The sequence below is a fragment of the Jiella soli genome (assembly GCF_020615385.1).
Lineage (GTDB): Bacteria > Pseudomonadota > Alphaproteobacteria > Rhizobiales > Rhizobiaceae > VKMB-3413.
In genome coordinates this window covers 1-22,936 of record NZ_JAJAVB010000019.1, presented here as the reverse complement: position 1 = coordinate 22,936, position 22,936 = coordinate 1, and the positions used below count along the sequence as shown (strand labels likewise).

The 22,936-nt window shown below is 65.7% G+C and carries 26 protein-coding genes; 20 read left to right on the top strand and 6 right to left on the bottom strand.

The features are described from left to right. Positions 1 to 18 precede the first annotated feature (18 nt). From LH400_RS10955 to LH400_RS10940, 4 genes are all read right to left on the bottom strand, one after another. The gene (locus LH400_RS10955) at positions 19 to 1,128 is read right to left on the bottom strand and encodes a 5-methyltetrahydropteroyltriglutamate--homocysteine S-methyltransferase (RefSeq protein WP_229152722.1); all 1,110 of its coding nucleotides are present in this window, start codon (positions 1,126 to 1,128) and stop codon (positions 19 to 21) included. A 254-nt stretch (positions 1,129 to 1,382) separates the two neighbouring features. After that, positions 1,383 to 2,732 (bottom strand): flagellar protein export ATPase FliI, encoded by a 1,350-nt coding sequence (fliI, locus tag LH400_RS10950; protein WP_229152721.1) that lies wholly within the window; start codon positions 2,730 to 2,732, stop codon positions 1,383 to 1,385. Continuing rightward, positions 2,729 to 3,463, bottom strand: coding sequence for a flagellar basal-body rod protein FlgF (gene flgF / locus LH400_RS10945; protein ID WP_229152720.1), 735 nt, complete (start codon positions 3,461 to 3,463; stop codon positions 2,729 to 2,731). The genes fliI and flgF overlap by 4 nt, the downstream gene beginning before the upstream one ends. Positions 3,464 to 3,465: 2 nt before the next feature. Then, positions 3,466 to 4,245: a DUF1217 domain-containing protein gene (locus LH400_RS10940; protein ID WP_229152719.1), complete on the bottom strand. Its 780-nt coding sequence runs from the start codon at positions 4,243 to 4,245 to the stop codon at positions 3,466 to 3,468. Positions 4,246 to 4,509: 264 nt separating this feature from the next. Between LH400_RS10940 and motA the strand changes: the two genes are divergently transcribed. The 19 genes from motA (at position 4,510) to LH400_RS10845 (ending at position 19,913) form a co-directional block, all read left to right on the top strand. Then, a complete protein-coding gene (gene motA, locus LH400_RS10935; protein WP_229152718.1) occupies positions 4,510 to 5,373 on the top strand; it encodes a flagellar motor stator protein MotA in 864 nt (287 codons plus the stop codon). Positions 5,374 to 5,377: 4 nt separating this feature from the next. Then, positions 5,378 to 6,316, top strand: a complete 939-nt coding sequence (locus tag LH400_RS10930) for a FliM/FliN family flagellar motor switch protein (RefSeq protein WP_229152717.1) — start codon at positions 5,378 to 5,380, stop codon at positions 6,314 to 6,316. Further along, positions 6,297 to 6,665: a hypothetical protein gene (locus LH400_RS10925; protein WP_229152716.1), complete on the top strand. Its 369-nt coding sequence runs from the start codon at positions 6,297 to 6,299 to the stop codon at positions 6,663 to 6,665. Before LH400_RS10930 ends, LH400_RS10925 begins: the two co-directional genes overlap by 20 nt. A gap of 75 nt (positions 6,666 to 6,740) precedes the next feature. Further along, a complete protein-coding gene (fliN, locus tag LH400_RS10920) occupies positions 6,741 to 7,184 on the top strand; it encodes a flagellar motor switch protein FliN (RefSeq protein ID WP_229152715.1) in 444 nt (147 codons plus the stop codon). A 6-nt stretch (positions 7,185 to 7,190) separates the two neighbouring features. Beyond that, the gene (locus LH400_RS10915; protein ID WP_229152714.1) at positions 7,191 to 8,228 is read left to right on the top strand and encodes a FliG C-terminal domain-containing protein; all 1,038 of its coding nucleotides are present in this window, start codon (positions 7,191 to 7,193) and stop codon (positions 8,226 to 8,228) included. Positions 8,229 to 8,425: 197 nt separating this feature from the next. Next, the gene (gene flhB, locus LH400_RS10910) at positions 8,426 to 9,514 is read left to right on the top strand and encodes a flagellar biosynthesis protein FlhB (protein ID WP_229152713.1); all 1,089 of its coding nucleotides are present in this window, start codon (positions 8,426 to 8,428) and stop codon (positions 9,512 to 9,514) included. 2 nt (positions 9,515 to 9,516) lie between these two features. After that, positions 9,517 to 9,936 carry a BspJ family T4SS effector nucleomodulin gene (locus LH400_RS10905; RefSeq protein ID WP_229152712.1) on the top strand — a complete coding sequence of 140 codons (420 nt, stop codon included), beginning with the start codon at positions 9,517 to 9,519 and terminating at the stop codon, positions 9,934 to 9,936. Between the two features lie 452 nt (positions 9,937 to 10,388). Continuing rightward, positions 10,389 to 10,769, top strand: coding sequence for a flagellar basal body protein (locus tag LH400_RS10900; protein WP_229152711.1), 381 nt, complete (start codon positions 10,389 to 10,391; stop codon positions 10,767 to 10,769). Positions 10,770 to 10,773: 4 nt separating this feature from the next. Further along, the gene (flgC, locus tag LH400_RS10895) at positions 10,774 to 11,190 is read left to right on the top strand and encodes a flagellar basal body rod protein FlgC (protein ID WP_229152710.1); all 417 of its coding nucleotides are present in this window, start codon (positions 10,774 to 10,776) and stop codon (positions 11,188 to 11,190) included. A gap of 2 nt (positions 11,191 to 11,192) precedes the next feature. After that, the gene (gene fliE, locus LH400_RS10890; RefSeq protein WP_229152709.1) at positions 11,193 to 11,510 is read left to right on the top strand and encodes a flagellar hook-basal body complex protein FliE; all 318 of its coding nucleotides are present in this window, start codon (positions 11,193 to 11,195) and stop codon (positions 11,508 to 11,510) included. Positions 11,511 to 11,598: 88 nt separating this feature from the next. Further along, positions 11,599 to 12,381, top strand: a complete 783-nt coding sequence (gene flgG, locus LH400_RS10885) for a flagellar basal-body rod protein FlgG (protein ID WP_229152708.1) — start codon at positions 11,599 to 11,601, stop codon at positions 12,379 to 12,381. A 4-nt stretch (positions 12,382 to 12,385) separates the two neighbouring features. Then, positions 12,386 to 12,874, top strand: a complete 489-nt coding sequence (flgA, locus tag LH400_RS10880; protein ID WP_229152707.1) for a flagellar basal body P-ring formation chaperone FlgA — start codon at positions 12,386 to 12,388, stop codon at positions 12,872 to 12,874. Next, positions 12,871 to 14,076 (top strand): flagellar basal body P-ring protein FlgI, encoded by a 1,206-nt coding sequence (gene flgI / locus LH400_RS10875; RefSeq protein ID WP_370638375.1) that lies wholly within the window; start codon positions 12,871 to 12,873, stop codon positions 14,074 to 14,076. The genes flgA and flgI overlap by 4 nt, the downstream gene beginning before the upstream one ends. Next, positions 14,073 to 14,675, top strand: a complete 603-nt coding sequence (locus tag LH400_RS10870; protein WP_229152706.1) for a MotE family protein — start codon at positions 14,073 to 14,075, stop codon at positions 14,673 to 14,675. Before flgI ends, LH400_RS10870 begins: the two co-directional genes overlap by 4 nt. A gap of 1 nt (position 14,676) precedes the next feature. After that, positions 14,677 to 15,381, top strand: coding sequence for a flagellar basal body L-ring protein FlgH (flgH, locus tag LH400_RS10865; protein ID WP_229152705.1), 705 nt, complete (start codon positions 14,677 to 14,679; stop codon positions 15,379 to 15,381). A 139-nt stretch (positions 15,382 to 15,520) separates the two neighbouring features. Continuing rightward, positions 15,521 to 16,057 (top strand): flagellar basal body-associated FliL family protein, encoded by a 537-nt coding sequence (locus tag LH400_RS10860; protein WP_229152704.1) that lies wholly within the window; start codon positions 15,521 to 15,523, stop codon positions 16,055 to 16,057. After that, positions 16,057 to 16,842 carry a flagellar type III secretion system pore protein FliP gene (gene fliP, locus LH400_RS10855; protein ID WP_229152703.1) on the top strand — a complete coding sequence of 262 codons (786 nt, stop codon included), beginning with the start codon at positions 16,057 to 16,059 and terminating at the stop codon, positions 16,840 to 16,842. Before LH400_RS10860 ends, fliP begins: the two co-directional genes overlap by 1 nt. 142 nt (positions 16,843 to 16,984) lie before the next feature. Further along, complete coding sequence (locus tag LH400_RS10850; RefSeq protein ID WP_229152702.1) at positions 16,985 to 18,271, top strand: flagellin N-terminal helical domain-containing protein; 1,287 nt, start codon at positions 16,985 to 16,987, stop codon at positions 18,269 to 18,271. 361 nt (positions 18,272 to 18,632) lie between these two features. After that, positions 18,633 to 19,913 (top strand): flagellin N-terminal helical domain-containing protein, encoded by a 1,281-nt coding sequence (locus LH400_RS10845; RefSeq protein WP_229152701.1) that lies wholly within the window; start codon positions 18,633 to 18,635, stop codon positions 19,911 to 19,913. 111 nt (positions 19,914 to 20,024) lie between these two features. Here the strand turns inward: LH400_RS10845 and LH400_RS10840 are convergent, their stop codons facing one another. Beyond that, a complete protein-coding gene (locus tag LH400_RS10840) occupies positions 20,025 to 20,366 on the bottom strand; it encodes a hypothetical protein (protein ID WP_229152700.1) in 342 nt (113 codons plus the stop codon). Positions 20,367 to 20,909: 543 nt separating this feature from the next. Here LH400_RS10840 and LH400_RS10835 point away from each other — a divergent pair. Then, on the top strand, positions 20,910 to 21,650 hold the full coding sequence (locus LH400_RS10835) for a hypothetical protein (RefSeq protein ID WP_229152699.1): 741 nt from the start codon (positions 20,910 to 20,912) through the stop codon (positions 21,648 to 21,650). An 87-nt stretch (positions 21,651 to 21,737) separates the two neighbouring features. Here the strand turns inward: LH400_RS10835 and LH400_RS10830 are convergent. After that, positions 21,738 to 22,936: thiamine pyrophosphate-dependent enzyme (locus LH400_RS10830; protein WP_229152698.1), on the bottom strand; the 1,199-nt coding region annotated here is incomplete at its 5' end.

The following is a 22,936-nucleotide window of genomic DNA, read 5'->3' as shown; positions in this document are numbered from 1 at the left end:
CCCTGCGACGTGAAGGGCTCAGCCCCAGACGGCGTTCGCTACTTCCACGCAGCGCTCGAGCTTGCGCCACTGGTCGTCCTCGGTGAGGTCGTTGCCGTGGGCGGTCGAGGAGAAGCCGCACTGGTGCGACAGCGCGCACTGGTCGAGGTCGACATATTGCGAGGCTTCGTCGATACGCTTCTTGACGAGATCGGCCGGCTCGACATTGCGGGATTTCGACGACATCAGGCCGAGCACGACGGTCTTTCCCTTCGGCATGTGGCGCAGCGGCGCGAAGTCGCCCGAACGCTCGTCGTCATATTCGAGGAAGAAGCCGTCGATCGCCATCTCGTTGAACAGGATCTCGGCGACCGGCTCGTAGCCGCCTTGCGCGACCCAGGCGCTCTTGAAGTTGCCGCGACACAGATGGACCGAGATCACCATGTCGGACGGCCGGTCCTTGATCGCGTCGTTGACGAGCCGGCAGTAGAGCCGGGTCAGCGTGTCCGGATCGTCGCCGCGCTTGGCGGTCTCCTCGCGGATCTTTGGGTCGCACAGATAGGCGAGATTGGTGTCGTCCATCTGCAGATAGCGGCAGCCGCGATCGGCGAGGTCCTGGATCTCCTCGCGATAGGCGGCGGTGAGATCCTGGTAGAAGTCTTCGAGATCGGGATAGGCGGTCTCGGAGATCACCTGGCGCCCGCCGCGGAAATGCAGCATGGACGGGGCGGGGATCGAGACCTTCGGCGTCTGGGTGACGACGGACTTCAGGAAGTCGAAGTCGGCGCCCTGGATCGGCATCGAATGCTTCAGCTTGTCGCGCACATGCATGGTCGGCGGCGCGAAGCCGACCTCGGTGCCGTCGTCTTTGCGGAAATGCGTCTTGAACTCGCCATAGGTGACCTCGACGCCGTCGAGTTTCTCCAGGAAGTCCACATGGAAGAAGGTGCGGCGGAACTCGCCGTCGGTGATGCCCTTGAGGCCGACGGATTCCTCCTTCTTCACCAGCTCGCGGATGCACTCGTCTTCGAGAGCGCGCAGCTCGGCGGCGTCGAGCTTGCCGTCGGCGAATTTCGCGCGCGCCTCCTGAAGACGCTGGGGCCGCAGAAAGCTGCCGACATGGTCGGCCTTGAAGGGAGGTTTGGTCATGACGTTGCCTGTCGTTTCCTCTCGCCGGCGAGCCGAATGCAGCCGGTCGCCGGCCATCTGAGGAAACCGGGCGCAATTGTCAAAGCATCGCCCCGAGAAAGCCCGGACGATCGTCAGAACCGACCGTTGTCATAATCTTACGGTTATATCGAGCTGCCGCCTGTTCATCGGACCGGTGGTGGCCGAGAGGGCGGGCCGGGGCTTACTAAAGGTCGGCCGTCCGCTCCACGAGGGGAGGGGACGGCCACGTTAAGTCACTTCGCCTGGGCCGGCGCCGTCGCGGCGAAGCATTCCTTCAGCTTCTTCGACAGATCCTTGAACGGCGCCCCGCTCGAGGAATCGCCCGGATGCTGGATCAGATAGTCGTAAATGTGCGGGACGAGATCCACCGCCTGGTCGAGCGTCTGGTCGCTGCCGCGCTGGTAGCCGCCGAGAAGGCGCAGGTCGCGCGTGTCCTCGAAGCGCGAGATCATCGAGCGCAGCCGGGTGACCAGTTCGCGCTCCTGCTTGCTCCAGGCACGGTCGGCCAGGCGCGAGATCGACTTCAGGACGTCGACCGCCGGGAAGCGGCCCTGCTCGGCGATCGCCCGATCGAGCACGATGTGGCCGTCGAGCGTGCCGCGGATGGCGTCGGCGATCGGGTCGTTGTGGTCGTCGCCGTCGACGAGCACGGAGAAGACGCCGGTGATCGTGCCGGAGCCGTCGAGGCCGGGGCCCGCGCGCTCCAGAAGCTGCGGCAGTTCGGAGAAGACGCTGGGCGGATAGCCGCGTGCGACCGGCGGCTCGCCCGCGGCGAGCGCCACGTCCCGCGCCGCATGGGCGAGACGGGTGACGCTGTCGACGATGAGCAGGACGTTCTCGCCCTGGTCGCGGTAATATTCGGCGATCGCCGTCGCCGTGCGCGGCGCCAGCCGCCGCATCATCGGGCTCTCGTCGCCGGTCGCCACGACGGTAACCAGCTTGTCGAGGCCGCCTTCCATGGTCTCTTCGAGGAATTCGCGCACCTCGCGGCCGCGCTCGCCGACCAGGGCGACGACGACGGTATCGAAGCCCTGCGCCCGCGACAGCATGCCCATCAGCGTCGACTTGCCGACGCCGGAGCCGGCGAAGATGCCGATGCGCTGGCCCTTGATCAATGGCGTGAAGATGTCGATCGCCCGGATGCCGGTCTGCACCGGCTCGCCGACGCGGCCGCGCTTCAGGGCCGGGGGCGGCGCGCTGTCGGCGGCGCGCTCGTCGATGCCGCGGGCCAGCGGGCCGATCCCGTCATAGGGCTGGCCGAAGGCGTTGACGACGCGGCCCTTCCAGTTCGGGGTCGGCGCGACGGTGAAGGGCCCGATCCGCCGGGCCGCCGACTTGACGCCAAGGGTGGAGCGGATGCCGAATGGCTTGACGGTCAGGCTGTCGGCCTCGATGCGGACCACCTCGCCGATCTCGTCACCCTTGTCGCCGGGGCAGGCGATGCAGTCGCCGAGGCGCACGAAGGGCGACAGGCCGGCGACGCGGAAGGCCTGCGGCGCGACGTCGATGATGCGTCCGGACACCGCGATGCACGGGGCCTCGAGCGGCGAGATGTCGAAGATGCTGGCGGTCTGGGCGGTCAAGATGTGCCTCCGAGGGTCTGGATGGCGTCTGTGAGGCTATGCTCGTTGGACTGGACGAGATTGGCGGCGCTTTCGAAGGCGCGCTGCAGCGTGATCAGCCGGGTCATCTCCAGGATGGGATTGACGTTGGCGCCTTCGACATAGCCCTGCATCACGCCGGCCTGGGCGAAGTCGATGACCGGCTGGGCGGCCTGGTCGGGCACGATGCCGGAGGTGTCGGCGCGGGTCAGCTTGGCCGTGGCCGGAATCGCGAACAGGCCGACCGCACCGACCTGGACGCCGTTCTGCGTGATCATTCCGTCACGGGCGACGTAGATCCGCCCGCCATTCGGGTCGATCTGCAGCGGCGCGCCGCCGACGTCGAGCAGCGCCTTGCCGGTCAGCGTCTCGATCTGGCCGGCCTGGTTGATCCGCATCCGGCCGTCGCGCGTGTAGATCGGGCCGTTGGCGCCCTGATAGGCGAAATAGGCGTCGCCGGCCACCGCGAGGTCGAGCGGGTTGCCGGTCTGGGTGATCTCGCCGGCGTCGGTCGACAGATAGGTCGTGCCCGCGGAGGCGAGGCTGGTCGGGTCGCCGTTGAACTCGGCCGACTGCTTGACATACTCCTCGAACTTTACCTCCTCGGCGCGAAAACCCACGGTGCGGGAATTGGCGAGGTTGTTGGCAAGCGTATCGAGGCGTTTCTCGATGGCGAGCTGCGCCGAAAGGGCTGGGGCGAGCGATGCGTCCATGGTCAGAAGGCCGTCCGGTAGCTTTGCAGGGTCAGAAGGAGGTCACCGTCGATGCTGCTCGATGACGACGAGAACAGCGACAGCGAAGGGTTGCTGGCGCTCGCAGTGGTCTCGGTCGCGTCGTACATGGCGGTGAACCGCGTCATCAGGTCCTGCACCTTGGCAGGATCCTGGAAGTCGGCGAGGTCGACGAACTTGGCGTAGAGGTCGGCCTGCTTGTCGATATCCATATTGGCGGTCTCTGCGGGAATTCCGAAGGTGACCTGCATGACCTTCAGAAGCGCGTCGTCGGCCAGGATGTTGTAATAGCTGGTGATCGATGAGGCCTGCCGGTCGAAATAGAGGGCGAGCCTGGCGCCCTCGCTGTCCTCGCCGGTGTTCGTCTCGAGCGTCTGGCGGACATACTGGTCGACGACGCCTGTCTGCGCCGCATCGGTCTGCGTCGCCGCGGGGCCGAGAGCTGCGAAGTTGAAGGCGCTCGCAAATTCCTTGTAACGCGTATCGGTCAGCTGGTTGGCGAAGGAGGCGGTATCCGAGACGCCCTCGGTCAGCACCTTGCGCATGAACGCCTTGGCGTAGGTCATGTCTTCCAGACCAAACGCCTTCATCGCATAGCCGTAGACGTCGGGATCGGCGAGGAACTCGTCGACCGAGGTGATCTGGCCGATCTTCTCGAGATATTTGTCCGTCGCCCGCTCGACCGTCGGGTCCTGTGCGGTCCGCTTAAGGGCGGCGTCCAGGTCCCGGGTGATCAGCGAGTAACTGGTCGTGGCATCCAGCATGGGGCAGGGCTCCGGCGGTCATGGCACCGGCCGAGCGTGCGATCGCGTTTCGGCAGTCTGGTGCGGCGATTGAGCGACTGGAGCGGGATCGCGAATCCGTGCGGACGCGAAGCTCCGTCGCCGCCCAGACAATCCCCGCTAATCCTTGTCTCAGCCTGTTCCGCAAGCCTCGCGTCGTCTTCGCCACATTCAGGGTGTGCGGACAAGGCTCGCACAAGCGCATCTGCCTACGCCAGCTTCGACAGACACTCACTGGGGTTGAGCATGGGCATTGTGATTGGGTTGGTCGTGACGTTGGGTTGCCTTCTCGGCGGCTTCGTCGCGATGGGCGGCCACCTTGAGGTTCTGGTTCAGCCTTTCGAGTACGTCATCATTCTGGGCTCCTCGATCGGTACGTTCATCGTCGGCAATTCGATGAAGACGATCAAGGACACCGGCAAGGCTGCTGGCGAAGCCTTCAAGAACCAGATCCCGAAGCAGAAGGACTATCTCGAAGTCCTCGGCCTGCTGCACTCGCTGATGCGCGAGATGCGCTCGAAGTCGCGCTCGGAAGTCGAGGCCCATATCGACGATCCCAAGGAGTCGACGATCTTCCAGGCCTATCCGAACATCCTGAAGAACATCTCGATGCTGAACTTCATCTGCGACTATTGCCGCCTGATCATCATCGGCAATGCGCGTCCGCACGAGATCGAGGCGCTGATGGAGGAAGAGATCGAGACGATCAAGCACGACGCATTGAAGCCGAAGATGGCCATGCAGGACATGGCCGACGGTCTGCCGGCGCTCGGCATTGTCGCCGCCGTGCTCGGCGTCATCAAGGCCATGGGCGCGCTCGACCAGTCGCCGGAAGTGCTGGGCCACCTGATCGGCGCCGCTCTCGTCGGCACCTTCGCCGGCGTGTTCTTCTCCTACGGCGTCGTCGGTCCGATCTCGAGCAAAATCAAATATGTCCGGGACAAGCAATGCCGGGTCTACATCATCGTGAAGTCGACGCTGATCGCCTACATGAACGGCGCGATGCCGCAGGTCGCGCTCGAATACGGACGCAAGACGATCTCATCCCACGACCGGCCGTCCATCGACCAGGTCGAGAGCGAGACGATCGGCGGCGGCGCGGGCGCGTAGGATCATGAGCGAAACCGCACTGGCCTCCGATCCGGCAGATATCGGCGCGCGCCTTCGCAGCGCGTCCGAGATCGACCCCCGCCGCCTTCCGCGACTGCTGCGCATGGCCGAGGACTGGGCCGCCGCGACGCAGGAGCGCCTGTCGTCGCTCTGCGTGCAGGCGGTCGAGATGGAATTTTCCGAATGCGAGATCGAGGACATCCCCGAGCTGGACGATCCGGCGGTCAAGGCCGGCCTCCTCGCCCCGATCGAATCGCGGCGCTTTGCCCATCCGGGTTTTGCGCTCCTGCCGAGAACCGCGATCGAGGCGGTGATCGCCGCCTTCTTCGGCGCCGAGCCGTCGGCCGCTGTCGCCGATTCGCGCAGCCCGACCGTGCTCGACAAGCGGCTGATGAAGCTCGCCCTGGCGACCATTCTGGAAGCGGCGGAGCCGATCTTCGAGCCATTTGGCGAGTTGCATCTGAGTGCGGAGGAATTCACCGACGCCGCAGAGCTCGCCGAGGCGATGGGCGAGAACCCCGGCCGCTTCGTGCTGTTCCGCTTCAAGCTCGTGGTGGCGGACTTCGAGACGCCGGTCTCGATCGCCCTACCGATCGCCTTCTTCGCGCCGCATCGCCGCTACCTCGCGGTTCCGCCGGAGCCCCAGCAGCTCGATCCCGACGAGACTTGGTCGAAGGCAATCGAAGCGAGCTTCGCGCGGAGCGATCTGCGCCTCGAGGCGGTGCTGTGCAAGAAGAAGATCCCGCTGTCGCAGGTCGGTACCTTCCGGGTGGGCAGTACGGTCTCGCTCGATGTGGCTCTCACCAGCCTCATCTCGGTGCAGTGCGAGGACCGGCCTCTCTTCAGGGCCCAGGTCGGCCGCTCGCGCGACAAATATGTCGTCAAGATCGACGAGAGGATCGATCCGGCGCAGGAGTTCTTCGATGACATCCTATCTGATTGATTTCGTCCTCATCGCCGCGCTGCTCGTCACCGCACTGAGAAGCGGCCGGATGTATCGGGAGCTGCGGCTCCTGCGCGAGGCGGAGGGCGGCCTGGGCGTGGCGCTCGAAGCCTCGGAGAAATCGCTGAATCGGGCCGCCGAAGCGGTGGTGGCCATGAAGTACGAGGGGGTGCAGACCGCGCGCTCGCTCGACGCCCAGATCGCCGCGGCAAAGCTTGCCGCGCAGGAACTCGAGACGCTCATCGCCCGGGCCGAATGGCATGTCTCGGGCAAGCGTGGCGACGAGGCGGCCGCGAGCTTCGAGGGTCCCGCGGCGCAGGGCAGGTTTCGCGCCAGTCTGGTCGATTAATTCGTAGTTGCGCGTGACCGTTCGCGGCGCGCCGATCCGGTCGATGATCGACCGCAGTGTAGGGATGACAGTTACATGAACGAGCTGGACCTGGATCTGGACGAAACCGAGAAAGAGGACGACGAAGAACTCGGCATCGGAATGCCTGCTGGCTTCTCCTTCGGCGCAGACGAGGACGCCGAGGATTCGGCTGACGAGGACGAGGGCCAGGAAGAGGAGGAGGAAGAGGCTCCCGCCGAGGTCGACATCAACCTCGTCATGGATGTTCCGGTCACCATGCAGGTGGTGCTGGGCTCGGCGACGATGACGGTCGCCAACCTCCTGAAACTCGGACGCGGCGCGGTCGTCAAGCTCGACACCAAGGTCGGCGATCCCGTGGACGTGGTCGTCAACGGACGCATCGTGGCGCGTGGCGAGATCGTGGTCATCGACAAGGAAGAGCAGCGCTTCGGCGTCACCTTGACCGAGATCGCGAAGCCGGGTGCCCGGCTTCAGTCCCGCCGCTCGAGAGCAGCCTGATCCGCGATGTCGATCGTCGCCGCCTATCATGACGACGGCTCCGGCCTGCCGCTCAGCGGCGGGGCGCGCGCGGCAATCCTGCTCCTGGCGCTGGGCTCCACCGGCGCCGCGCGGATCCTGAAGCATCTGTCGTCGGACGAGATCCGGATCCTGAAGGACAGCGCCTCCGCCCTGCCGCCGATCGCGCCCGAGCAGATCGACGAGCTGGTCGACGAGTTTCACGAGTCCTTCAAGAAGGGTCCGGGTCTCGACGGCCCGGCCCGGCAGATGTCGGAACTTCTGCAGAGCGCGCTCAATCCGGACGAATATCGCGCGCTGTTCCCTGACGCGGCCATCGAACACGAGAGGGCCACGAACGAGCAGATCGACATCTGGGAGGCGCTCGCCGACATGGAAGGCGCGGCGATCGCCGCAAAGCTTTCCGGCGAGCACCCTCATCTCGTCGCGGTGATCCTCTCGCGCGTCTCGGCCGATCTCGCATCGACGATCGTCAGGGAGTTCTCGCCCGCCTTCCGCAACGACGTCATGCGGCGCATCCTGTCGCTGAAGCCGCTCGCGCTATCGGTGGGCAAGCTCTTCGAAAGCCATCTGCGTCTCACCTATCTGAGCGCGTCCGACAGCGGCAGCGAGACGACGAGCCACGCCTTCCTCGCCGAGATCATCAACCGGATGGACAAGGAGCAGGCGGAAGCTCTCATCGACGCGATCAGGGTCAACCGTCCGAGCGACGCAGAAGCGTTGCAGCGTCTGCTCTTTGCCTTCCAGGACCTGCCGATCCTGCCGGTCAAGTCGCGGCTCACGCTGTTCGACACACTGCCGATCGACGTCACCATCCTGGCGCTGCGCGGCGCTCCGGACGACATCAAGGAGTGCGTGCTCTCCTCGCTCGGCGCCCGCAACAGGCGCATGGTGGAGTCGGAACTCGGCCAGAGCGCCAATGTGCAGAAGTCGGAGATCGAGGGCGCCCGCCGGCGGATCGCCAACGAGGCGCTGCGGCTGGCCGGCGACGGCAAGCTCGCCCTGCGCGACGAAGGCGACGAGTGATCCGTCCCGCCGACATGCCGGGAGGCGCCGCGAGCGGCTCCCGGCTCCTCATCCGCATGTCCGGCAGCGCCCCGGCCGTCCCGGCCGCCGGCGTCGCTCGTGCCGCCCAGGCGCAAAATCGTAACGGTGAGGAAACCTTAGATCCCGGCTTTTGGCCGCCTTCACGATACTGCAACGGCTTAGAAGGTTAATCGCCATTGGCCGAGGGTGAGGACAAGTCCTCCAAAACAGAGCAGCCGACGGAGAAGAAGCTTCAGGATACGATCGAGAAGGGCAACCTTCCGGTCTCCCGCGAGGCTCCGATCCTGGCTTCTTTGTTGGCGACGATGGCGTTCCTTGTTTTCCAACTGCACGAGGGTGCCGCGCGTCTGCTCCTGAGCCTCAAGGCCACGATGGAGAATCCGCTCCAGTGGCAGCTGGAGACGAGCGCCGATGCGACCCATGTGCTCACGATGTTCGCCACCGAGATCGGGCGCTTCGTCCTGCCGGCGACAGCGATGCTGCTCGCCGGGGGCGTGCTCGCCTCGGTCCTGCAGAATCCGCCGCAGATCAATGTCGAGCGGATCCGGCCAAAATATTCGAACATTTCGCTTTCCTCCGGCTTCAGCCGAATTTTCGGCCTGCGCGGCGTAACGGAGTTCGGCAAGGCGATGTTCAAGTTCCTCACCATCGGCGTCGTGGTCGGCACGATCCTGGTCTCCGGCTTTCCCGAGATGATGAAGGCCATGCAGGCCGATCCGGTCCTCGTGCCGGAACTCATTCTGCAGATGGCGATGAAGCTTCTGTCGGGCGTGTCGATCGCCACGATCGTCCTGGTGGCGGCCGACCTCGCCATGAGCCGCCTCCACTGGCGGCGCGACCTGATGATGTCGAAGCAGGAGATCAAGGACGAGGCCAAGAACATGGAGGGCGACCCCATGATCAAGGCGCGCCAGCGCCAGATCGCCCGCGACCGCGTGCGCAAGCGGATGATGGCCGAGGTGCCGAAGGCGACGCTGGTGATCGCCAATCCGACTCACTACGCCATCGCGCTGCGCTATGTGCGCGAAGAGGGCGGGGCGCCCGTGGTCGTCGCCAAGGGCACCGACCTCGTCGCCCTGAAGATCCGCGAAATCGCCGAGGCCAACGAGGTGCCGGTCATCGAGGACAAGCTACTTGCAAGGTCGATGTACGATCATGTCGAAATCGATCAGATGATACCGCCACAGTTCTTTAAAGCCGTCGCCGAAATCATCTATTATCTGCACACCCGGACGGGTTCCAAGGTCGGAGTCGCCACGGCGTAGCCATGCTGGACATCAAAAAACGCACGACGATGGCGCGCGAGCGGGTGCTCGCCGACGGGATCAAGGAGATCGCGGCCGAACTTCGGCTCGTGGAGGTGGTGGACTACATCGCCTTCCTGCGTCTCGAACGCTTCGGCAATCTTGCCGATATCGTAACGTCTTCTGCCGAGCTTTACTTCAAGCCGGGCGTCCTGCGCTTCGCCAATAGCGGGGACGTGCGCCTGACCTGGGGCAGCGTCCCGATCGTCATCCTCGGGCTGGAGTTCCGGCACATGGGGCTCGACGTCCGGTTCCACCTGGAACTCGGCGCCTCGATCGCCGCCGTCGACATCACCTATATGACGTTCGACGATCCGGAACTGTCCGGGGACGCCGCCACCGTGCGGCTGCGCGATGCGGTCGCCGACGCGCATCTGGCCTGACGCCGCTGCGGCCTGAAAGCCGCTGACGCCTCCCGCCGCGACGGTATCGGCCCCGCTTCCGGCGGGTCTGAACGTCCCGGCCGCGGGCCAGGCCGAACCCTGGCCGTCACGGCCTGACACGCGCCGTGGCCCGCCTGCCGCCCGCTCCCGGCCCACCCATCTCTTCTCGGCATATCTTCGCACCGGCTCGTCTTTCCGCGGAACGCGTTTTGTTTTCTGCGGACGTCGATCTTTCTTGGGCCAGTGCGTCGACTGGAAGGCCGGCGCCGCAGTTGCGGCTGGCCCATCGTCAGGCGGTCACGGGACAGTCCCAGGGTCCGCCGGGGCCAAACGCGTTACCGGCAATTCTTGCGCCGTGCTTGCGCATCGACTGCCAGCCAGCGTCCCTCAATCAGTTTCGGACAAGCGGGTCGCCCTAGTGCTTGGTGAGCACAAGGAGATGTGTCGCAGCTATGGATCAGGTCTACCTCTTCGGGATCGCCTCCCAGCGCTCGTCCTGGCTGAGCAACCGCCAGGCCGTCGTCGCCGAGAACGTCGCCAATGCCGACACGCCCGGCTACACCGCCAAGGACATCGTCTCCTTCGAGGAGGCCATGAAGGACACCCAGTCGCGGCTCGCCAGTTCGAGCCCGCTGCATCTGGCGTCCCTGACGTCGGGCGAGGGCGGTGCGGCTCTCAGCGACAACAACGCGTTCGAGATCAAGAACTCCAAGAAGCCGGTCGTGCTGGAGCAGGAAATGCTCAAGGCCAATGAAGTCCAGCGCGCCTACTCCCTCGATACTTCTATCGTCAAAGCCTTCCACCGGATGGTGCTGATGACGATCAAGAGCTGAAGCCATGATCGATCCAATTCTTGCTTCCCTGAAGATCGCCTCCAGCGGCATCACCGCGCAATCGACGCGCATGAAGGTCGTCTCGGAGAACATCGCCAACGCCCAAACCACCGGAACGACTCCCGGCAGCGACCCCTATCAGCGCAAGACGGTGTCCTTCCAGAGCGAGATCGACAAGCTGACCGGTGCGGATCTCGTCGAGGTCGGCAAGATCTCCGCCGACAGGTCGCCTTTCGTCATCGAACACGATCCGGGCAATCCGGCGGCCAATGCCGACGGCTACGTCAAGAAGTCGAACGTGCGCATGCTCGTCGAGATGGCCGACATGCGTGACGCCAACAGGTCCTACGAGGCCAATGTGCAGGTCGTGAAGCAGGCCCGCGAACTCATCAACATGACCATCGATCTACTGAGGAGCTGACGATGATTCCAGCCATCGGCTCAACCCTACCCAAGCTCGATCTCGCCCCCGTCGCCGCGCCGGGCGCGGCTGCACCGGCGGTCAGCAGCGTCGTCGCTCCGGCGAACGACTTCGGCGCAATGCTGTCGCAGATGGCGACCGACGCGGTGAACACCGTGAAGACCGCCGAGGCGACGTCGATCAAGGGTGTCAACGGCGAAGCCTCGACCCAGGCCGTGGTCGAGGCGGTAATGTCGGCCGAGCGGACGCTGCAGTCCGCCGTCGCCATCCGCGACAAGGCCGTCGCCGCCTATCTCGAACTCTCTCGCATGGCCATCTGACGCCGCCCGGCCACAGGCTGATCACAGGGCGGGATATCGGTGGTCCGGCGGGACTGCTGCCGGCCAATTTCCTTGAAGGAGACAACCGATGCGAGCGCTTGCAATCGCGGCGACGGGCATGAACGCCCAGCAGACCAATGTCGAGGTCATCGCCAACAACATCGCCAATATCAACACGACCGGCTTCAAGCGGGCGCGGGCCGAGTTCACCGATCTGCTCTACCAGGTCGAGCGGATGCAGGGCGTGCAGAACCGCGGCGGCGAGGGCGTCGTTCCCGAAGGTGCCGAGCTCGGTCTCGGTGTCCGGCTCGCGGCGATCCGCAATCTCAACCTGCAGGGCACGCTCAACCAGACCGGCAACAATCTCGACCTGGCGCTCAACGGCGCCGGCTGGTTCCAGGTGCAGGGCCCGAACGGCGAGACGCTGTACACTCGTGACGGCGCCTTCAACACCAATGCGCAGGGCCAGATGGTGACCCTCGACGGCTATCTGGTCGACCCGCAGGTCACCATTCCGCAGGGCGCGACCGACGTCGCCGTCAGCGAGAACGGCCAAGTCTCCTACAATCTGGCGGGCGTGTCGACGCAGGCCGGGACGCTTTCGATCGTCACCTTCCCGAACGAGGCCGGTCTGTCGGCCCAGGGCGGCAATCTGTTCCGCGAGACCGTCGCGTCCGGCGCGCCCGTCGCCGGCGTCCCCGGCGACGAGGGCTATGCCACCGTCCAGCAGGGTTATCTCGAAGACTCCAACGTCGATCCGGTGAAGGAAATCTCCGAACTGATCGCGGCCCAGCGGGCCTATGAGATGAATTCCAAGGTGATCAGCGCCGCCGACGACATGGCCGGCGTCGTCTCGAAGGGGCTGCGTTAGGATCATGCGCTTCGCTTCGCTCCGGCACCGATCTGCTCTCGCTTCGCGGCTTGCCACGGCGGCGGCCGTCCTGGTCGCGGCATTGGCCGGGCCCGCCTCGTCCGCCGAGATGGACATGCCGGTGCCGGTCACCGTCGTCTATCCCGGCCAGAGCGTTCTCGAACACGGGCTGGAGTCCAAGGCGTTCATCGTCAAGGACGACAAGATCGAACTCTTCGTCACGTCGCAGAGCATGCTCGAAGGCTATGTCGCCAAGCGTACGCTCCTGCCGGGCGAGGCGATCCGCCTGACCGACCTGAAGATGCCGGACGTCGTCAAGGCCGGAACGCCGGTGACCATGCGCTATGCCGCCGATGGTCTCGTCATCACCAGCATCGGGACCGCGCTGCGCTCGGCCCAGGAGGGCGAGACGGTGCGCGTGCGCAACAATGACAGCGGCGTCATCGTCTCCGGCATCGTCGAGCATGACGGAACGGTCAGGATCGAAGGATGATCAGGCGCTTTCTCGCGACCTTGCTGGCCCTGACCGTCGCGCTCGCGCCGGTCCAGGCGGCCGATCTCGCCGCGCTCGGCAACGGCAATCCGGCCTATAGCCCGGACATGCCCCGCGAGCCCTTCCGCCCGGTGCGCGGCAATCCGGAGGATGCGGCCGGCACGGTGCGGATCAAGGACATCACGACCGTCAGGGGCGTGCGCGCCAACCAGCTCGTCGGCTACGGTCTCGTGATCGGCCTCCAGGGCACCGGCGATTCCATGCGCAACTCGCCCTTCACCGAACAGTCTCTGCAGTCGATGCTCGACCGCATGGGCGTCAATATCCGCTCGCAATCCTCGCGCGGCAAGAATGTCGCGGCGGTGACGGTCACCGCGGAACTGCCGGCCTTCATCGGCACCGGCTCGCGGATCGACGTCACGGTCTCCTCGCTCGGCGATGCCTCCTCGCTGATGGGCGGCACCCTCGTAATGACGCCCCTCTATGGCGCGGACGGCGAGATCTACGCGGTCGCGCAAGGAGCCGTGGCGGTGAGCGGCTTTGCCACGCAGGGCGACAGCGAGAAGCTGACCCAAGGCGTTCCGACCGCGGGCAGGGTGCCGAACGGCGCGCTGGTCGAGCGCGAGGTGCCCGGCCAGTTCAACGATGACGGCCGCCTCGCGGTCGAGCTTCTCAATCCCGATTTCAAGACCGCGATCCGCGTGGTCGACATCATCAACGACTATGCCGTCAAGCGCTGGGGCGTCGCCGTGGCGCAGGAAGAAGACCTGCGCACCGTGCATCTCAGGCGCCCGAAGAAGGTCTCCTCGACCAGGTTCATCGCCGAGATCGGCGATCTGAGGGTCACGCCCGACCAGCCGGCCAAGGTCGTCATCGACGAGCGGACCGGGACCGTGGTGATCGGCCGGGACGTCCAGATCTCGACGGTCGCGCTCACCCACGGCAATCTCACCGTGCGGATCAGCGAGATGCCCCAGGTTTCACAGCCGGCGCCGCTGTCCGACGGGCAGACCGTGGTCACCTCGGATACGATCGTCCAGGTCGAGCAGGACGGCGGCAACTTCGCCTTCGTCGGCGGGGCCAATCTGGAGACGGTGGTCAGGGGACTGAACCGCATTGGCCTGAAGCCGACCGGGATCATCGCGATCCTGCAGGCGATCAAGACGGCCGGAGCCCTGCAGGCAGAACTGGTGGTGCAATGATGCAGAAGCGAATCTTCCCGATCGACCGCGCGGCAGCGCTCCTTTGCCTGGCCGCCGCCATGGCGGTCTCCGCAGGCCCCGCCAAAGCTGCCGGGGGCAAGGAGGATCATGCCGCGCCTCCGGTCTCGCAGGGCATCCGCGTGCTCGATCAGGACGGCAATGTGGCCGTCGCGCCGGAGCCGAAGACGGAGGTGGAGAAATACTGCCTCAACATCGCCGACAAGGCGCAGGACGCCCGCTATGCGCTGCAGCAGAAGAAGCTGAAGGAGCTGGAGGTCCAAGTCTCCGCCCAGATCGACGCGCTCGAGGCCAAGCGCAAGGACTATCAGGACTGGTTGGCCGAGCGTAAACGCTTCCTCGACAGCGCCTCCAATGTCGTCGTCGACATCTATTCGAAGATGAAGCCGGATTCGGCGGCCGCGCAACTGGCGCAGCTCGGGACCGATCCGGCGGCCGCCGTCATCGTGCGACTGAAGGCGCGGCAGGCGAGCGACATTCTCAGCCAGATGGAGCCGGAGACCGCGGCCGCGATCGCCAAGAGGATCGTCGACAAGACCTCGAACGACGGCGCGACGCCACAGAAAGTCGCAGGAAAATAACGTGAGAGCCCTTTGCCTGATCGCCGTTGCGGCACTTGCGGGTTGCTCGACATCGAGCCGTGATGCCTTGCACGAGCCCTCGCTCTCGCCGGTCGGCGCTGGGCTTTATCAGTATCCGCCGGTGGCGGTGCAGCCGGCGGCCTTCCCGACCGAGGGCCCGCAGACCCCGCATTCGCTGTGGACCGACAAGCGCGCCGATTTCTACCAGGATCCCCGCGCGCTCAGCGTCGGCGACATCGTCACGGTGAAGATTAAGATCCGCGACCAGGCCAAGCTCGCGAACACCTCCGCACGATCGCGCGAGGCCGGCATCGGCGCTGGTCTCGACGTGTCCGGCGCCTTCGGCGAATGGACGCTTCCGACCATCGGCGCCACGCTCGAGGCCAAGGACAAGTCCGACGTGACCGGCAAGGGCTCTGTGAACCGCAAGGAGGACATCGATCTCTCGGTCGCCGCCGTGGTCACCCAGGCGCTGCCCAACGGCAATCTGTTCATCACCGGCCAGCAGGAGGTTCGGGTCAATTTCGAGATCCGCGTCCTGTCCATCGCCGGCATCATCCGTCCGCGCGACATCCTGCCCGACAATACGATCGACTACGACAAGATCGCTGAGGCGCGGATCTCCTATGGCGGGCGTGGACGCATCACCGACGTCCAGCAGCCCGGCTGGGGCCAGCAGGTCTACGACGTCATCGCCCCGTACTGATCGCGGGGCGCCCCTGGGCGCTCCACGACGGCCGCCGGCGCAAGTCTCGCGATAGCCAGAACCGCTATCGCTCAGGCGCCGGCCCAGCCGCGGCCATGAGGGCCCCGCCGCCGGCACATGAGCGGAAAGGGTTTCTCGAATGTCCGAGATCAGCCTGCCGATGCCGGACGACGAAGCCAAGAAGAAGGGCGGCCTCGTTCCAACGGTCATCGCGGTCGTCGTCCTCACCCTGGTGGCAGGCGGTGGCGGTGCCGGCTTGGGAATGATGCTCGGCGGGTCGACGCCGCCGGCGCCCATCGAGGTGAAGCCGACCGAGGTCACGCCCGCCGAGGAAGCGGCCAAGGCCGGCGAAGCCGACATTGCCGATGCCGAGAAGAGCAAGCTGCCGCTGCGACTCATCCCGCTGCAGCCTGTCCTGACCAACATCTATTCGCCGCCCAGCACGTGGCTGCGGATCGAGGCCTCGATCGTCATCCAGGACGACGGCAGCGTCGACGATGGCGTGCTCGCTGCGGAGATCGAAGCGGACACGATGACCTTCCTGCGGACCGTGCAGCTCGCCCAGATTGAGGGCTCGCGCGGCCTCCTGCATCTGCGCGACGACCTTCGCGAGCGGGCCAAGCTGCGCTCCCCGACAGTGGTCGACTATCTGATCCGCACGATGGTGGCCGAGTGATGCGTCGGCCGCTCCTTGCCGGCCTCGCCATCGCGGGTCTTGTCGTTGCGTTCGCGCATCCGGCGCTGGCGCAGACGTCCAGCAGCGCCAAGACGCTCGCCGACCTCATCCCGTCGGGCGACGCCTCGATTTCCGGGCGGCTGGTGCAGCTGTTCGGCGTCGTCACAATCCTGTCGATCGCCCCCGGCCTCCTCGTGATGGTGACCTCGTTCACCCGGATCGTCATCGCCCTGTCGATCCTGCGCACCGGTCTCGGGCTTCAGACGACGCCCGCCAATCTCATCTTGATCTCGCTGTCGCTGTTCATGACCTTCTTCGTCATGGCCCCGACCTTCGACCGGGCCTGGAACGACGGTCTGGCGCCGCTCCTCAGCAACGAGATCACCGAGGAGGAGGCCTTCTATCGGATCACCGATCCGTTCAAGGACTTCATGCTCTCCCAGGTTCGCCCGGAGGATCTCACGCTGTTCGGCGACCTCGCCTCGGCCAACAGCCGCGACCGGGTCGAGCCGCCGGAGCAGGGGGCTGCGGACGAGGCCGACATCGGGCTGCGGGTGCTGATCCCGGCCTTCATGATCTCCGAACTGCGGCGCGGGTTCGAGATCGGATTCCTGATCGTGCTGCCCTTTCTCGTCATCGACATGATCGTCGCCACGCTGACCATGTCCATGGGCATGATGATGCTGCCGCCCACCATCATCTCGCTGCCGTTCAAGATCCTGTTTTTCGTCCTGATCGACGGATGGAACATGCTGGTCGGCTCGCTGGTGCGGTCTTTCTTCTGATGCTTGCGGGCATCTTCGACAGGCCGGTCTTTACCGGCGATTAACCTTAACAACCTATTGTTTCTCACGTGCTGCCGAGCATGAAGGCAAGGCTCTTGGAAAGAGCGTCCATGAAGGGCGACGATCGTGAGTGGGTTTTAAGATGACGAGTATCATCACCAACGTCGCTGCCATGACCGCCCTGCAGACCCTGCAGGCCACCAACAAGATGATGGAAGAGAACCAGACCCGGATCTCGACCGGCTATCGTGTCGCCAACGCCAAGGACAATGCCGCCTACTGGTCGATCGCCACCACGATGCGTTCCGACAACCAGGCCATGTCCGCGGTCAAGGACTCGCTCGGCATCGGCGCCGCGACCGTCGACACCGCCTACACGGCCCTCGATTCGGCCAAGGACGTCCTCAACGAGATCAAGGCGAAGCTCACCACCGCCACCCAGGACGGCGTCGACCGCACCAAGGTCCAGGACGAGATCAGCCAGCTGCAGGCACAGCTGAAGAGCATCGCCGACTCCGCCTCCTTCTCCGGCCAGAACTGGCTGTCGATCGACACCTCAAGCGGAACCTACAATTTCCACAAGCCCGTGGTCTCGAACCTGTCGCGGGACTCGTCCGGAGCTCTGTCGATTGGCACGATCACCGTCGACACGTCGAAGCTCGCGCTGTTCGACGCCAACACGGCCAACAGCTCTGCGATCCTCAACGGCGGCGTGGGCGGCAACACCAGCGCCAACGGCGTCACGGACGGGACCAATACGGCGGCCACTGCGACCGCGGCGACCGTGAGCATGGGCAGCGCCACCACCGGGCTCACGCTCGACGTCAACGATACGATCAAGTTCGACGTTGCCATCGGCACCGGCACCACCGCCAAGGTCCTGACGATCGATCAGGCCCTGGTTAACTCCACGCTCGGTGTCACCGACGGCAAGATCGCCGGCGCCACCGCCATGGCCTCGGTCATGAACGCGGCGCTGACTGCCGCTGGCGTCGCTGCCTCCGCCACCGCCTCGACGGCCGGCGCCCTGTCGCTGTCGACGACCGCGACCGGTACCGGCACCACCATCACGGTCTCCAACACCGATGCCGATGCCGGCACGGCAATCTCCGAGATCGACATCACCGATCCCTCGATCTCCTCGGCCGATATCAAGAGGCTGCTGAACGCCGTCGACAATGCGATTTCCAAGGTCACGGCGGGCGCTTCGACGCTTGGTGCGATCCAGAACCGCATCGACATGCAGACGACCTTCGTCTCCAATCTGATGGACACGATCTCCGGGGGCATCGGCACGCTGGTCGACGCGGACATGACCGAGGAATCGACTAAGCTGAAGGCGCTCCAGACGCAGCAGCAGCTCGGCGTTCAGGCGCTCTCGATCGCCAATTCCTCGAGCGAGGCGGTCCTGCAGTTGTTCAAGGGCTGATCCGGCCGACCGGCCGGCGACCGTCTTCAGGCGAAACCGGGGGGAGCCGTTCCGAAGGGAGCGGCTCCTTTCGTTTGAGCCGACGGCCAATCTCGTGACCCGAGCCAGCCGCCTTTACCGGGCGGTTCGCTGCATTTACGGCTTTGTAAGCATGACTGAAGTTACCACCTCATTTACCATGAACATGATTGCTCATTCGGAAATTTGTTCGGTTAAGAACCCGGAAGGAAGTGACCGACAATATTAAGGGCATAACGAAGTGATCGACAACAACTGACGCGATCACAGGCATGAAGCCGCTTCGTTATCCCGGCCGATCCGGACTGTCCCATCCCTGTTTGTTTTTAGTACGGGACGAATCATGAGCAGCTTGATGACCAATACTGCGGCGATGACTGCGCTGCAGACCCTCAGCATGACCAACAACTCGCTGGAAGACACGCAGAACGCGATCTCCACTGGCTACCGCGTCGCCGACGCCAAGGACAACGCCGCCTACTGGTCGATCTCGACCACCATGCGCTCCGACAACATGTCCATGTCTGCGGTCAAGGACTCGCTCGGCATCGGCGCCGCGACGGTCGACACCGCCTATACCGGTCTCGACTCGGCCAAGGACGTGCTCAACGAGATCAAGGCGAAGCTGACCACCGCAACGCAGGAAGGTGTCGACCGCACCAAGGTGCAGGACGAGATCAGCCAGCTGCAGGAACAGCTGAAGAGCATCGCCGACTCCGCTTCCTTCTCCGGCCAGAACTGGCTGTCGGTCGACTCCAGCGCTTCCGGCTACAACGCCAGCAAGACGATGGTGGCGAACTTCGCCCGAGACGCGTCCGGCGCTCTGTCTCTCGGTTCGATCAACGTCGACACCTCCAAGCTGACACTCTACGACGCCAACAACAACGGCACGGGCATCCTCAACGGCGGCGTGGGCGGCAACACCAGCGCCAACGGCGTCACGGACGGGACCAACACGGCGGCTACCGCGACCGCGGCGACCGTGAGCATGGGCAGCTCCACCACCGGGCTGACGCTCGACGTCAACGACACGATCAGCTTCGACGTCGCCATCGGCACCGGCACCACCGCCAAGGTCGTGACCATCGACCAGGCTCTGGTGAATTCGACGCTCGGCGTCACCGACGGCACGATCGCCGGTGCCACCGCCATGGCCTCGGTCATGAACGCAGCGCTGACCGCCGCCGGCGTTGCCGCCACGGCCACCGCCTCGACGGCCGGCGCCCTGTCGCTGTCGACGACCGCGACCGGTACCGGCACCACCATCACGGTGTCCAACACCGATGCCGATGCCGGCATCGCGGTGTCGACCATCGACATCACCGGTGCCTCGGTAACCCAGGCCGACATCAAGAAGTACATCGCGGCGGTCGACACCGCGATCTCCAAGGTCACGGCGGGCGCCTCGACGCTCGGCGCGATCCAGAACCGTCTCGACCTGCAGACGACCTTCGTCTCCAACCTGATGGATACGATCGACAAGGGCGTCGGCACGCTGGTCGATGCCGACATGACCGAGGAATCGACCCGGCTGAAGGCGCTCCAGACCCAGCAGCAGCTCGGCGTCCAGGCGCTCTCGATCGCCAACTCCTCCTCGCAGACCCTGCTCTCGCTCTTCCGCTAAGCCGGAACGCGACAGAATGAGAGCCGGGCCCCGACATCCGGGCCCGGCTCTTGCCGTTTTATGTGGAAGTGGGCGGCCCGGCTTACCTGCAGAAGCCAGGGCCTGCACGCGTCAGGGCTTGGCCCCGTCGACGTCAGGACAGCCGTTCGCGGACGGGCAGGCGATCTCCGGCAGCTTGCCCACGGGGTCGAGCGGCAGAACATACCAGGCGCGGTTCGTCGCCCAGACCCGGATCGTATCGTGGCGGAAATCCGGTGCCTCCGCCGCGGGATCCTTCATCGTTTCCGTAGTAAGCGCCGTCTCAAGGGCCGCGCCCGAGAAAGCTCCCGCCGCGCCCGTCCAGTCGACGATCCGGGACGGCTGCAGGAGTTTCGCGTCGGCCGCGGCCGGGGCGACGCCGAACACCGCAATCGCCAGGGCGCCGAACGCCTTGGTCAGGTTCGATGTCGCCATCGGGTCCTCCGTGTTCAGCCGCGTCCCGGACATTCTCTCCGATCTCTGCGAAATTCAAGCGAAGAGGGCCCGGCGACGCCCTGCGGTGCAGACTGTTTGCGTCCCGTCGGTGAAGCGCAGGTCCTGCGCTCCGCCTCATCTGACCTTGGGGCAGAAATGCGGTCCCGCCGACTTGCGGCGGACACGTCGCACGCGATAGCGTTCCCAGTAAGGGCGGTGCAGCGCCGCCGTAGCGATGGCTCCGGTAGAGACGGTCGGTCCGAGGAACGGGGTATGAGAAGCCTTCTGCGCATCGCTCTGATCTGGCTTGCCGCGGCATCTGTCCTTGGCGGGCAGCGTGCCGCCGCCGACTCGGCCACGGGGCCGCTTGTGGGCGGGCCCGCGCCCCGGGAGGCCAACAGGCCAAGCTTTGCGGAATTTGTACGGTCTGCGTTGCGGGAGCCGCAGGCCGGCGAATCCGCCGGTCTCTCCGATGTGGCCGTCCTCGCTCCGCCGCGTCCGGCGCCGCGCCCGGGCCCGCAGCCGGACATCCGGATCAGCGCCTTGGCACGCGGCGAGGATCTTGCCGATTTGCTCGCGGCCGTTCCGGAGCTTTCTCCGCCGCCGGGCGGCGAAAGCTGCCGGGCCGACTGGATCGATCGCTGCCGCTTCCTGCCGGAGGATTTCGCCGAGCGGTTGACCCGGGCGCTGGCGGATGCGGGCGTGGCGCTCTCAGCGCATGACGAGCCGTATTTCTACGTCTCGAGCCTTGGCTCGGACGGCCGTTTCCTGGTGTCCCGCGAGGCGATCTTTACGGGCGGTGCGATCGAAATCGCCAATGCGGTGGTCTCGGCCGAACTCGACGTTGAGAGGCAGTTCTCGATCGTCCTCTCGCCGGCCGAGCAGGGCTTCGATCCCGGCGAAACCGGCGCCGGAGTCGCGGTCCTCGCGGCGCTGCGCGACGCGTCCGGCATCTATCTCACGATCGACACACAGAGGCGCTGCGCCGACCGGCCCAGGCGCGCCGGTCTCCTCCTCAAGGTCAGCGAGGACTATTCGAGCGTCCTCTGGGTCAGCCCGTTCGGCGTGTCCGACACTAATGCCGTCCTGCGCGACGGCCGGATCTACGTCGTGAGCGGCGGGAGTTGCGAGAGCGACTACCTCTTCGAACTGGACCCCGCGAGCGGCGCCGTCACCGGCCGGATGCGTCTGCCCACCGCGGCCGGCTTCCTCGCGCTGGAGGACGACATCCTGATCCTGCCGCTGGAGAACAGCGCGGTCGCCTATCGCTTCACCGGCGACTGAGACAGATCGGGAGCGCGCTCCGTTCGCCTGTGATCGCCCCGAAAAGGGTGACCGGCATCCGGGGTCGGCTTGGCGGGCGCTAATGCCTTATGGCCGGACCCGCACCTCGACGAGGGCTTGGCGCCGCTCGCTTTCGACGATCCGGACCGCGCGCTTCAGCGTCTCTTCCAGTTCGGCGCCGTCGGTGACGAGCGCCGTCCAGGCGCGGCTCGCCTCGGCGATCCGGGTGAAATCCGGCGTCGGCGACAGCGAGGTGAGGGGCATCGTGTTGGTCTTCGCCGCATAGCCCTCCGGATAGATACCGAGGACGGAGTGCCGTACCGCACCCCACTCGGCATTGTTCACGACGACGACGAGGACAGGCAGTTCCAGCGCCTCGGCGATCTGATGGCAGGCGGCGGGATTGGCGAAGATGTAGGAGCCGTCGCCCATGGTCGCGACCGTGAGCCGCTCCGGATCGGCGAGCGCCATGCCGAGCGCCGCGGGAAAGCACCAGCCGAGTCCGCCGGAATGCGGCTCCTGGAACCAGCTGCCGGGCTCGGTCAGCGTCAGCGGTCCGAGCGGGCAGCCGAGTTCCGACAGGACCCTGGCCGAGCGGCCGGCGATGGCGTTCGACAGGCAGAGGCTGACGAACTCCTTGGTCGGCGGCTTGCCGTTGCCGGCGGCGGCGCGGGACAGCGTATCATCGCGCAGCCGGGCGATCTGCGGCGCGACGGCCTTGTGCCGGCTCTCGCAGCGCTCCGCCGGGGCTCTGGCATACGGGTCCATCACCTCGGCGAGAGCCAGGATGCCAGTCGCGGTGTCGCAGGCGAGGGTAACGTCGGAGCGGAAATGGCGGACGGGAAAGCGGGCGTAGAGCGGGTCCTCACCGAGCTGTATCACCCGGCAGCCGGGCTTCAGCTCATGGATCTCGGGCGACCAGGGCGCGAGCGAGTCGATGACGAGGATCGCGTCCGCCTCGGCCAGGAAGGACGCGGGATCGGCGCCCGCCGCCATTTCGTGATCGGTGGCGATCGCGAGTTGGATCGCCCAGTACTGACAGACGGGGATCGCGAACGCCTCGGCGATCCGCGCGAGGGCGGCGAAGCCTTCGGCGGAACCGGCGCCGCGCTGGGCGATGATCAGCGGGCGCTCCGCCTCCATGAGGATCCGCGCAGCCTCGGCGACCGCATCGGGGTCTGGAAAGGCGCGGGCGGGCGCCAGGCGCGGTGGATCGGACAGGCCGTCGGTCGGGCAGGGCTGGCAGAGCGTCTCGCGCGGCAGGCTGACGTAGACCGGCCCGCGCG